Below are 12,010 nucleotides of genomic sequence, written 5' to 3'. Positions count from 1 at the left end.
GACTTATTCCTCCGGCTGAAACTGAATGGCAGCAGACCACCGATGGGGGGTGTCCGCGGCTGTGTCATCCGCCACAGCAACCGTGATGTCAAAAACATCATGACGATTGCCTTTTACCTGGGCAAACAAGGCGGTTGTCTGATTCTCAACTGCGAGGGTTTCGCGAGCCAGTTCGACACGGGGACGCTCAGGGGTGATTTCGTCGATAATCAGGGATACGCCTGGGGGGAACAGCTGATCAGGTTCAGGACACAGAATCGTCAGCAGCATCCAGTCCTCAGACCCATCGGGCTCAAGCCAGGCAGCTGCAAACAAACGGAATGTATGACCTGCTAGAACAATGACTTGGTAGACCTCACCAGCTTCTGCTGGCAGTGTGAGTAAGGAATGGTCCCGTAAAGCCGCGGTTAACTGGTCGCGAACTGATGCGGTGTCAAACCGCAGAGCCATGACGGTAACAGGCTGCCAGCCATCGTTTGGCAGCAGTGAATTTGCCTGTCGCTGTAGCCAGGTACCCGCATTGGCCAGGGGTTGGCGGATGGCTTCTACCAGGGAGAATGGGTCCGGCGTGGTTGGTACAGGTAGTGCGATCGCACCCGGCGAAAGACACTGTAAAAACAACAGCAGTGCATTGCCATCGCCATTGAGCCCCGCTGCTGGGAGGGGGTAAGTTTGGTCGGCATCGGCGGTAATGTCATCACAGACGGCTGTGAGTTGGTCATAGGTCAGAAAGCCTTCTAGACTGGCTACCTCGGCTTCTTCATCGATTGAGATCGCTACATAGAAATGAGCCATGCTGTCCGGTTGCTCTACGGCCACCTGGGGGATAGCCACTTCATCATCCGCCAGACTGACGGGAATCAGGCAGACTTTGAATGGGCCAACCTGCCCTAGGGCAGTAGATGCGGTTGTGCTTTTAAGCGCAGTAAAGGACAAGCTTGGCTCTCGTTCCTGTAACCAGCGCTCAAAGCCCTGCACTGCCAATTGCTGTAGGCCATAAGCCCAACGGTCTTGGGCAGGCACAGGGGACAGATCAAGACTGTCTGGGTCAAGGGGGATGACATCGGCGGTGTGCTCCACGGCCACCCAGTCATCTAACCAAGTGGGTGTTGTCATGATGATTTCCTCCGGGCGGTGGCACATTGACAGAGTTGAGTGGCATAGGCACTGGTCATCTGTCGATGCTTACTGGTGTAACCTTCTCGCCGGTCGGCGGCAATAATTCGCTCAACATAGGGATCGAGAAAGGCTGAAATCTGTTGGTCAAGGGCTTGCAGGCTGTCTGTAGAACGGGTGGCGGTGGCCAGCTTGTTAACGCGCTGGAGTAAACAGGCCAGCACCTGGCGACGGATATCCGCCTGCAGGATGTCTCGCTTTAGCAGCCGACTGACGCTGGGTTGGTCCCGCAGGCCAACGGTCGCTGCAATTTCTTTCATCGGTTGGCTGTGGCAGTAGAACAGCATAAGTGCATGTAAGAATTGCTCAGCTTTTGTCGCACCCTGACGTTTTTGCTTCAGGTATGTGAGGCGCTGGTCAATGGTGTGGTCAACCGCATGGGTCAGGCAGGGTTGGCAGTAGCTTTCTAACAGAGTTTCAATGCCTGAGTCGGCAGGTTTTTCCGAGTCCTTGTGTGGCGGTGGTGAAGGTCCCCGGCAGCGGTCCTGGCGGACATACTGGGCTAGTTTTTTTAGTCGGTTCAGAATAGCAGGGGGATCGACGGGTGCTGGTAATGATAGGCAGGTACTAATCTCAGTAAGCTGCTGTTCTGTTGGGGCAGGGTAGGGACGGCGACTGGGATTGATCTGACGCTGTTCGAGGATTTGTGCTTGATAGACCTGATGAAAGGCGTTTAGAAGCTGGATGTGGCGTTCAATTTCAGCAGGTGTGCAATTTTCAGCAATGAGGATGCGTCGGCATTTGCCTTCACGAATACGGCACAGGAGTTGCCAGTCGGTTTCTAGTACAATCCCGTGGTCTCGTAAGCATCGTTTGATGGCACGGCTGCTTTGAAAACAGGTGGTACACCAGCTGGCGAGGCCGCCTTTTTCAGGATTGAAGGTGTCTAGGATTTTTGCGGTGAGTGGGTCGTAGAGTTCTCGATCCGCGGCCTGGCTGGGTGAGGTGAGAGGTGATTCGAAGATGCAGCAGAATAGTTCGATGGCGGTAAAGGGTGTTTGGGTGATGGGGGCATTAGGGTTGGCCGGGCCTTTGCCAAATCGATGATGCAGGGTGACGCAGCGCTGATGGAGGGCGTGGGTAATAAAGTTACGCAAACAGGTTTCTGCCAGGGCTTGCTCTGGGGAGGTGCTTCGGTAGGTTGTCAGCAAGTACTGCTGTAAAGCACGCTCAGATGTAGTATCTGGAGTTTGCTCAGCGTCTAGACGCTGGATGAAGGCTTGGGCCTCAGGCTGAACCAGCCGCTCAATGTTTCCACCGCTGGTTAGGGTTACTTGTTGCCAATAGGGGGCGCAATCTTCCATCGTTGCTACTCTCAAGCGTCATAACCTGCGAACCATGCTATCGTCCGCAGCAATCACCCAGTTATATCCGCGCTTGGCGGACCCTATGCATTTTTTCAAGAATAATCTCTGAATCAGTCTGTCTGAAAGGTTTTGGCTAGTCTAATTAATTGCGAGTAGTACGCGTATCGCGGGGCGGCTTTTTTTCCCATTAAGTTAAGGCTTTAAAACTGCATAGGGTGGCGATCTCGCGGATAGATTGGGTTAAACGGCTGGAAACATGTGTTTCAGAGATGGCCTCGGCCTTATCGCCAGGCTTATCTTTTATTTATCGCCGTTGTTCCCCTACGGAGTTCTACAGATATGCCCTCTGCTTTGCAATTTGCCACGTTGCTACTAGCAATGACTGGAACGGCCCTTGGGTCTGGATTGACTGCTCGCGTTATGGCTCAATCCGCTATTCCGCAGCCCTTGCTGCAGGTGGAGGGTACTCTTCATGCCGATGACGCCATCCTAAGCAATGGCAGTTTCTATGATAGTCATGAGTTTACGGGACAAGTCAACCAAACCGTTACCCTTCTATTAGAGAGTGAGGCCTTTGACGCTTATATAACTCTTGTAGACGATCAGGGAAACCGCATTGCGACGAATGACGATATCAATTCCACGACTACCAATGCAGCACTAGTAACGACGCTGCCCAAACCAGGACGCTACAGAGTCATCACCTATGCCTATCAAGCAGACGTTCAAGGAGCTTATCGCTTGACGGTGCTTCCCACTCCAGCTGGTCAGCCCAATCCTTTGTTAAGTTCAGCCGAGGTAACACTACTTGAGGCCAACCAGCGAATTGAAGAAGGTAACGAACAATTTAGTCGCAGCGAGTATCAAAGCGCCTTAACTCAATGGGAGAGAGCTTTAATACTGTTTCGTACAGAGGATGTACGCGCTAAGCTTACCCAGGATAGTTACCAAGGTGAAGTGTCCTCGTTGCGTGGTTTAGGAAATGCATATTATTCCTTGGGTGAATATGGGCGCGCCATCGACTTTCATCAGCAGTCCCTCGACATCGCCAAAGAGATTGGAGACCGTCGTGGCGAAGCGTATTCATTGGGCACCTTGGGGCTAGCGTATGATTCCTTGGGTCAATATGAGCGCGCCATCAACTTTCATCAGCAGTCCCTCGACATCAAACGGTCGATCGGTGACCGTCGTGGCGAAACCAACTCATTAGTCAATCTAGGGAATGTGTATTTCTCGTTAAGTGAGTATGGGCGTGCCATCGATTTTTACCAGCAGTCCCTTGATATGGCCCGAGCAATTGGCGACCGTTACGGCGAAGCGAATGCCTTAGGCAATCTGGGGAATGTTTATGGTGCCTTGAGCGAATATGGACGCGCCATCGACTTTCATCAGCAGTCCCTCGACATCGATCGGGCAATCGGTGATCGTCAAGGCGAAGCGAACACGTTGGGTAATCTGGGGAATGCATATAATTTCTTGGGAGAGTATGGACGCGCTATTGACTTTCACCAGCAGTCTCTTGACATCGCCGTAGCGATTGGTGATCGCTACGGCGAAGCGGTCTCCTTAAACAGTCTGGGAAATGCATATTATTTCTTGGGCGAGTATGGACGCGCCATCGAGTATCACCAACAATCTCTCGATATCAAACGAGAGATTGGCGACCGACCTGGCGAAGCGGCCTCCTTGAGCGGCCTAGGGAATGCATATGACTTTTTAGGAGAATATGGCCGCGCCATTGAATATCATCAACAGGCACTTGACATTGCCCGAGAGATAGGGGACCGTCAAGGCGAATCGGCCTATTTGGGCAGTTTGGGGCTGGCGTATCAAGCCTTGGGCGAGTATGCGTCAGCCATTGACTTCCAACAACAGGCACTCGACATCAACCGCGCGATCGGAAACCGCGAAGGCGAAGCCAATTCCTTAAGCAGTCTGGGGTTGGCTTATTTCTCCTTACGCAAGTATACGCAAGCTATCGATTTCCAACAGCAGGCGCTAGGCATCAATCGAGAGATCGGTGACCCCCGAGGCGAATCGGTCTCATTAGGTAATCTGGGGCTTGCGTATGATGCCTTGGGTGAGTATGCGCAAGCCATCGACTTTCATCAACAGTCCCTCGAAATCACCCAAGGGATTGGCTACCGCCAAGGTGAATCGGCTTCATTAGGCAATTTAGGGAATATATACAATGACTTGGGCGAATATGGCCGCGCTATCGACTTCTATCAGCAGGCACTCGAGATCGCCCAAGCGATTGGAGACCGCCAAGGCGAAGCATACTCATTGGATAATTTAGGGGTTGCTTTTCTGAATCTAGATGAGCTAGCCGATGCCGAGCGATACTTACAAGCCTCCGCTCTTGTTAAAGAATCGCTCCACTCTACTGGGCTTGAGGATTTCAATCGCCTCTCTCTGCTCGACTCGCAACAGATCACATATCATGCCTGGCAACTGGTCCTGATTGAACAAGGTCAGCCTAAATTGGCATTAGAAGTGGCTGAACGTGGACGCGCTCAAGCCTTGGTGGCCAGCATGACACGTTTACTAGATCGAGAGACCGAGATCTTTGAGTCATCCATTCCACTTAACCTAGAGCAAATCCAATCCATTGCAGTCGAACAACAGGCCACCCTGGTGGAATATTCCGTTCTACTCTCTGGTCGCATCCTCATCTGGGTTATCCAACCCGATGGCACGATTCAATCAACATACAGCGATGTCGCCGCCTTAGAGGATTTCCTGATTGATGCCACAGGCCAATTTGCCACTCTTGGCGAAAACGGTAGTCGCGGGGATAAGTTACCTGAAACACCCCTGAGCACTCTCGTTCAAGATACCCAGACATCCCTGACTCGTGGCGGTCCGTCAGACTCGTCAACTCAACTCTCTCGTCAACAGCTCGATACCCAACTTCAACAACTCCACGAGATTTTGATTGAGCCCATTACTCAATGGTTACCAAACGACGACCAACAACGAGTGATATTCATTCCGCACCGAGAACTCTTCCGCGTCCCCTTTGCCGCCTTGCAAGATAGCGAAGGCAACTACCTGATCCAAAAACACACCATTCTCACCGCCCCCTCCATCCAATCCCTCGAACTCGCTCGCCAGCATCGTACCCGCATCCAATCCATAAATACAACAGACGCCCTCATCATCGGCAACCCCAACTTTCCCAATACCTTGACCACCGCCTATGGCTGGCAACCGTTACCAGGTGCAGAACGAGAAGCACGCAAAGTAGGCGATCACCTAAGCCAGCATTTAGGCAAATCTCCCACCATTCTCATTAACGACCAGGCCACCGAAACACAGGTTAAAGATCGGTTGCACTCCGCTCGCTTTATTCACCTGGCCACCCACGGCAACCTAGTCTCCGTCAATGAAAAAGTCGGTCTACCCGGTGTGCAATACAGCTTTCTTCCAGGCCTACTCGCTCTGGCTGCCTCTGACCAAGACGACGGCAGTCTCACCGCCGATGAACTCCGGGATCTCACCCGCACCAACCCCCTCAATGCCGAACTCGTCGTCCTCAGTGCCTGTCAGACCGGCCAAGGCCGCGTCACCAGCGACGGCGTTGACGGCCTCTCTCGCACCCTGCTCACCGCAGGCGTTCCCACCCTGTTGGTATCCCTATGGAATGCCTCTGACCATCACACCGTTAGCCTGATGGATGAGTTCTATCGCCAATTTCTCATAGAAGAACAAGACAAAGCCCAAGCACTCCGACAGGCCATGCTGCAAATGATTGAAAAAGGCGACGACAATCCCCAACATTGGGCCGCATTCACCCTGGTAGGTGAAGCAGAGTGACCTGAAATTACATAGGCTGGCAACTACGCGGATAGATTTGATTAACGGCTCATAGCACGTCCTTCAGAAACCGCCTCACCATTATCGCCAGGTTCATCCTATGTTTGCTGACGTTATCTCACTACGGAGTTCCCTAGCCATGCCATTCCCTCCGCGTTTCGCCACGCTTCTGATAGCCCTGACAGTATCTGCTCTTGTGCCTGGACTGACCGCCCGCGCCATGACCCAACCCACCGCATCGGCTCCCCTACTCGATGTAACAGGAACACTCCAAGCCGATGATGACACACTAGGCGATGGTAGTTTCTACGATAGTCATGAGTTTTCAGGGCAAGCCAACCAAATCGTTACTCTCCTACTAGAGAGTGAGGCCTTTGACGCCTATCTCATCCTTGAAGATGCTCAGGGGAATCGCATTGCGACGAACAACAATATCAGTTCCACGAATACCAACGCAGCTTTGGTTGTTGAACTGCCCACTGCAGGACGCTACCGCGTCATTGCCAATGCCTATCAGGCCAATACCCAAGGCACCTATCGCTTAAACATTCAACCCACCCCCGCCGACCAGCCCAATCCGTTGTTGAGTGCCGCCGAGGTAACGCTGTTGGAGGCCAACGAGCAGTTTCAAGCAGGTATTGCACACTTTAATCGCGGTGATTTTAGAGCCGCCCTGTCGCTATGGGAAGAGTCCCTGGCATTATCTCGTGCAGACGCGGTGCGCACCGCCTTCTCCCAAGACAGTCGCCACGGCGAAGCAAACTCGTTGGGTAATCTGGGGATTGCGCATCATAACTTAGGTGAGTATGACCGTGCCATCGACTTCCACTACCAGTCCCTCGACATCAAACGATCGCTCGGCAACCGCCGCGGCGAAGCAAACTCGTTGGGCAATCTGGGGAATGCGTATCGTAATTTGGGCGAATATGGTCGCGCTATCGACTTCTACCAGCAGTCCCTCGACATCGTCCGAGTAATCGGCGACCGCCAGGTCGAAGCAAACGCTTTGGGCAGTCTGGGGAATGTGTATGGTTCCTTGGGTGAGTATGACCGCGCTATCGACTTCCACCAGCAGTCCCTTGACATCGCCCGAGCGATCGGCGACCGCGAAGGCGAAAGTATCTCACTCCATAACCTGGGGGTAGCCTTTAGAAAACTGGACGATTTAACCGCCGCTGAACAGCACTTTCAAGCCTCGGCTCAGGTGAAAGAATTACTCCACGAGCAGCTAGCGGATGCCAATCGCCTCTCACTGCTCGATTCCCAACAGAGCACCTATAGTTTCTGGCAATTGACCCTGATGGAACTTGGTCAGCCCAAAGCGGCCTTAACGATGGCTGAACGAGGACGTGCTCAAGCCTTAGCCGTCAGCATGACACGGTCACTAGCTCCAGAGACCGATGAGTTTGAACCAACCACCTCACCTGACCTCGAACATATCCAATCCATTGCGGTCCAACAAAATACCACCCTGGTGGAATATTCGGTTCTACCCTCTGGCCGCATCCTTATCTGGGTGATCCAGTCCGATGGCACAATTCACTCAACCGAGAGCAAGGCTGCTGCATTAGACAATTCTTTGGTGGATACTACTGACCAATTTGCCATGCTTGGCCAAAACGGTAGCCGTGGGGGAGAGTTACCTGCAACACCTCTCAGCAACCTCATTCAAGACACCCAAACATCTCTGACTCGTGGAGGTTCATCAGACTCGGTCTCTCCACTTTCTCGTCAACAGCTCGATACCCAGCTTCAACAACTCCACGAAGTACTAATTGAGCCCATTGTCCAGTGGCTTCCCGAAGACGACCAACAACGAGTAATCTTCATTCCCCACCGAGAACTCTTCCGCATCCCCTTTTCCGCCTTACGAGATCGTAATGGCAACTATCTAATTCAAAACCACACCATTCTTATCGCTCCATCCATCCAATCCCTCGAACTCGCCCGCCAGCATAGCGATCGCATCTAAACAGCTAATGCAACAGACGCCCTCATCGTCGGCAACCCACACTTTTCCGACACCTTAACAACCGCCTATGGCTGGCAGTCGTTACCTGGATCAGAACGAGAAGCACGCAAAGTAAGCACCCACCTCAGCAACCATCTGGGCAAATCTCCCACCGTTCTCCTCCACGACCAAGCCACCGAAACACAGGTTAAGCAACAGTTACACTCCGCTCGCTTTATTCACCTAGCCACCCACGGCAACCTAGTCTCCGTCAATGAAAAAGTTGGACTACCCGGTGTGCAATACAGCTTTCTTCCAGGCCTACTCGCCCTAGCAGCCTCTGACCAAGACGATGGCAGTCTCACTGCCGATGAACTCCGAGAAATCACCCGCACCAACCCCCTCAATGCCGAACTTGTCGTCCTCAGTGCCTGTCAGACCGGCCAAGGCCGCGTCACCAGCGACGGCGTTGACGGCCTCTCTCGCACCCTCCTAACCGCAGGTGTCCCCACCCTGTTGGTATCCCTATGGAATGCCTCTGACCATCACACCGTCAGCCTGATGGATGAGTTCTATCGTCAATTTCTAGAAGAAGACCAAGACAAAGCCCAAGCACTCCGCCAAGCCATGCTCCAAATGATTGAACAAGGCGACGACAATCCCCAGCATTGGGCCGCCTTTACCCTGGTCGGAGAAGCCAAATGACTTGAAATGGCATCGGTTCGCGATCTTGCAGATAGAGTTGATTGAAAGAATTGATTCACTCATACCAGAGACAGTTTCACCACTACAGCCAGGTTCTTGCGCAGTTTGTCAACGTTATCCCTCAAGGAGTCCCTAAGAGATGCCACTGTACCCTCGATTCGCTACGCTGCTATTGGCACTAACGTTACCAGCCCTTTTCCCTGGACTGTCCTCTCGTGTTATGGCTCAAACCATCGCATCTGAGCCTCTACTCCAGGTAGAAGAAACACTCCAAACCGGTGATGAAACTCTGGGAGATGGACGCTTTTACGATGTCTACGAGTTTACAGGTCAAGCTGACCAAACCGTCACCATCTTGTTAGAAAGTGAGGCCTTTGACGCCTATCTCATTCTTGAAAATGAGCAGGGCGATCGCATTGCCACGAACGACAATATTAGTTCTAAGGACCCCAACGCGGCCCTGGTGATTGAACTGCCCGTTGCAGGTCGCTATCGAATCATTGCCAATGCACGACAGGCCAATACCCAAGGACCCTATCGCTTAACGGTTCAGCCCACACCAACCGACCAGCCAAATCCGTTGTTGAGTGCAGCTGAGGTAACGCTGCTGGAGGCTAAAGATCGGTTACAAGCAGGTGATGTGCACTTTAATCGCAGTGAGTTTCAAGATGCTTTGGCGCTGTGGGAAGAGTCCCTAACGTTATTTCGTACAGATGATGTGCGCACCAACTTCTCCCAAGATAGCCGCCAAGGCGAATCGACCTCGTTGGGCAATCTAGGGAGCGTGTATGCTTCCTCAGGTGAGTATGAGCGCGCCATCGATTTCCTCCAGAGATCCCTCAAAATCGAACAAGAAATCGGCAACCGCCGCGGCGAAGCAAACTCGTTAGGCAATCTGGGGACCGTATATTATGCCTTAGGCAAGTATGAGCGCGCCATCAGTTTCCTCCAGCAGTCCCTCGATATTGCCAAAAACATCGGCGAGCGAGATTGCGAAGCTTTCTCGCTGGGCAATCTGGGATTGGTGTACAATGCTTTGGGCGAGTATAGCCGTGCCATTGAACTTTTCCAGCAGTCTCTCGAAATCGCTAAAGAGATTGGATATCGCCGTAGCGAAGCCTCCTCTTTGGGTAACTTGGGCCTAGCTTATCTTAGTTTAGGTGAGTCCAGCCACGCCATCGACTTCCTCCAGCAACAGCTCGACATCTTACAAGAGATCGGCAACCGTGGCGGAGAAGCGAATTCGTTGACAACTCTCGGGGATGCGTATTACGCCTTAGGTGAGTATGAGCGTGCTATCGATTTCCATCAGCAGTCCTTCGACATTGCTAGAGAGATCGAATATCACCAGGGTAAAAGCAACTCGTTAAGTGGATTAGGGAATGCGTATTATGCATTAGGTGAGTATGAGCGTGCCATTGATTTTCACCAACAGCGGCTTGACATTGCTCGAAAGATTGGGAACCGCCGTGGCGAGAGCAATTCACTCCATAATTTGGGGATTATCTTTAGGAATCTAGACGACTTAACCACTGCCGAACAATACTTTCAAACCTCTGCGCAGATACAAGAATCTTTTCACTCTATCGAACTATTGGATGCCAACCGCCTCTCACTACTCGATTCCCAACAAAGTACCTATCATGGTTGGCAAGTGACCCTGATGGAGTTAGGTCGACCTGAGGCGGCCTTAGCTGTCGCTGAACGCGGACGTGCTCAAGCCTTAGCCGTCAGCATGACACGCTCGCTCAACCCAGAGACCGAGGCATTTGAGCCATCTACACCCCTCAACCTAGAGAGCCTTCAATCTATTGCGGTCCAACAACAGGCCACCCTGGTGGAATATTCAGTTCTACCTTCTGGCCGCATCCTTATCTGGCTTATTCAACCCGATGGCACCATTCACTCGACTGAGAGCGATGCCGCTGCAGACGATTCACTAGTGGATATCACAGGACAGTTTGCTACGCTTGGCCACAACAGTCGCGGGGGTGAGTTACCTAAAACACCGCTGAATAACCTCATTCAAGACGCCCAAGCAGCCCTGACTCGCGGTGGGCCATCAGACTCGTCACCTCACCTCTCTCGTCAGCAGCTCGATACCCAGCTTCAACAACTCCACGAGATACTGATTGAGCCCATTACCCAGTGGCTCCCAACAGATGACCAAAAACGAGTAATCTTCATTCCCCACCAAGAACTCTTCCGGGTCCCCTTTACCGCCTTGAGAGATAGCGAAGGCCAGTATCTAATTCAACACCACACCATTCTCACCGCCCCCTCCATCCAATCCCTCGAACTCGCTCGCCAACACCGCAACCGTATCCAATCGGTAAATACGACAGACGCCCTCATCGTCGGCAACCCTCACTTTCCCGACACCTTGACAACCGCCTATGGCTGGCAGCCATTACCCGGCGCAGAACGAGAAGCTCGCAACGTTGGCACCTACCTCAGCCAGCATCTGGGCAACTCTCCCACCGTTCTCCTCCACGACCAGGCCACCGAAACACAGGTTAAAGACCAGTTACATTCCGCTCGCTTTATTCACCTGGCCACCCACGGCAATCTAGTCTCCGTCAACGAAAAAGTCGGTCTACCCGGTGTGCAATACAGCTTTCTTCCAGGCCTACTCGCCCTGGCCGCCTCTGACCAAGACGATGGTAGTCTCACCGCCGATGAACTCCGAGACCTCACCCGAACCAACCCCCTCAACGCCGAACTCGTCGTCCTCAGCGCCTGTCAGACCGGACAAGGTCGTGTCACCAGCGACGGCGTTGACGGTCTCTCTCGTACCCTGCTCACCGCAGGTGTTCCTACCATGTTGGTATCCCTATGGAATGCCTCTGACCATCATACCGTTAGCCTAATGGATGAGTTCTATCGTCAATTTCTCGAAGAAGATCAGGACAAAGCCCAGGCCCTCCGACAAGCCATGCTTCAAATGATTGAACGAGGCGACGACAATCCCCAGCATTGGGCCGCATTTACCCTTGTCGGCGAAGCCGAATGACTTGAAACTGCATAGGCTCATAACAACACAGATAGTTTT

At 52.6% G+C, this 12,010-nt stretch carries 4 protein-coding genes and 1 pseudogene; 3 read left to right on the top strand and 2 right to left on the bottom strand.

Features of this window, described 5'->3' with window-relative positions; genetic code table 11:
- Positions 1 to 3 precede the first annotated feature (3 nt).
- Both SPB21_RS02255 and SPB21_RS02250 read right to left on the bottom strand, forming a co-directional pair.
- Complete coding sequence (locus tag SPB21_RS02255) at positions 4 to 1,116, bottom strand: DUF1822 family protein (RefSeq protein WP_499865280.1); 1,113 nt, start codon at positions 1,114 to 1,116, stop codon at positions 4 to 6.
- Positions 1,113 to 2,480, bottom strand: coding sequence for a hypothetical protein (locus tag SPB21_RS02250; RefSeq protein ID WP_499865279.1), 1,368 nt, complete (start codon positions 2,478 to 2,480; stop codon positions 1,113 to 1,115). The genes SPB21_RS02255 and SPB21_RS02250 overlap by 4 nt, the downstream gene beginning before the upstream one ends.
- Before the next feature lie 261 nt (positions 2,481 to 2,741).
- Between SPB21_RS02250 and SPB21_RS02245 the strand changes: the two genes are divergently transcribed.
- The 3 genes and pseudogenes from SPB21_RS02245 to SPB21_RS02235 all read left to right on the top strand — a co-directional run bounded on the left by SPB21_RS02245 (position 2,742) and on the right by SPB21_RS02235 (position 11,971).
- Positions 2,742 to 6,302 carry a CHAT domain-containing tetratricopeptide repeat protein gene (locus SPB21_RS02245; RefSeq protein WP_499865277.1) on the top strand — a complete coding sequence of 1,187 codons (3,561 nt, stop codon included), beginning with the start codon at positions 2,742 to 2,744 and terminating at the stop codon, positions 6,300 to 6,302.
- Between the two features lie 100 nt (positions 6,303 to 6,402).
- Positions 6,403 to 8,958, top strand: a pseudogene (locus SPB21_RS02240) (CHAT domain-containing protein).
- A 139-nt stretch (positions 8,959 to 9,097) separates the two neighbouring features.
- Complete coding sequence (locus tag SPB21_RS02235) at positions 9,098 to 11,971, top strand: CHAT domain-containing protein (RefSeq protein ID WP_499865276.1); 2,874 nt, start codon at positions 9,098 to 9,100, stop codon at positions 11,969 to 11,971.
- The last annotated feature ends 39 nt before the right edge of the window (positions 11,972 to 12,010 follow it).

Origin of the sequence: Leptothoe sp. ISB3NOV94-8A (assembly GCF_043421595.1) — a bacterium.
Classification (GTDB): Bacteria; Cyanobacteriota; Cyanobacteriia; order Phormidesmidales; family Phormidesmidaceae; genus Leptothoe; species Leptothoe turfae.
Note: the sequence above shows the minus strand (reverse complement) of the source record. Positions and strands in the feature narration are given on the sequence as shown.

Excerpts from the sequence above, each read along its gene's own strand:
- SPB21_RS02255 (WP_499865280.1), bottom strand. The coding sequence starts at position 1,116 with ATGACAACACCCACTTGGTTAGATGACTGGGTGGCCGTGGAGCACACC.
- SPB21_RS02250 (WP_499865279.1), bottom strand. The coding sequence starts at position 2,480 with ATGGAAGATTGCGCCCCCTATTGGCAACAAGTAACCCTAACCAGCGGT.
- SPB21_RS02235 (WP_499865276.1), top strand. The coding sequence starts at position 9,098 with ATGCCACTGTACCCTCGATTCGCTACGCTGCTATTGGCACTAACGTTA.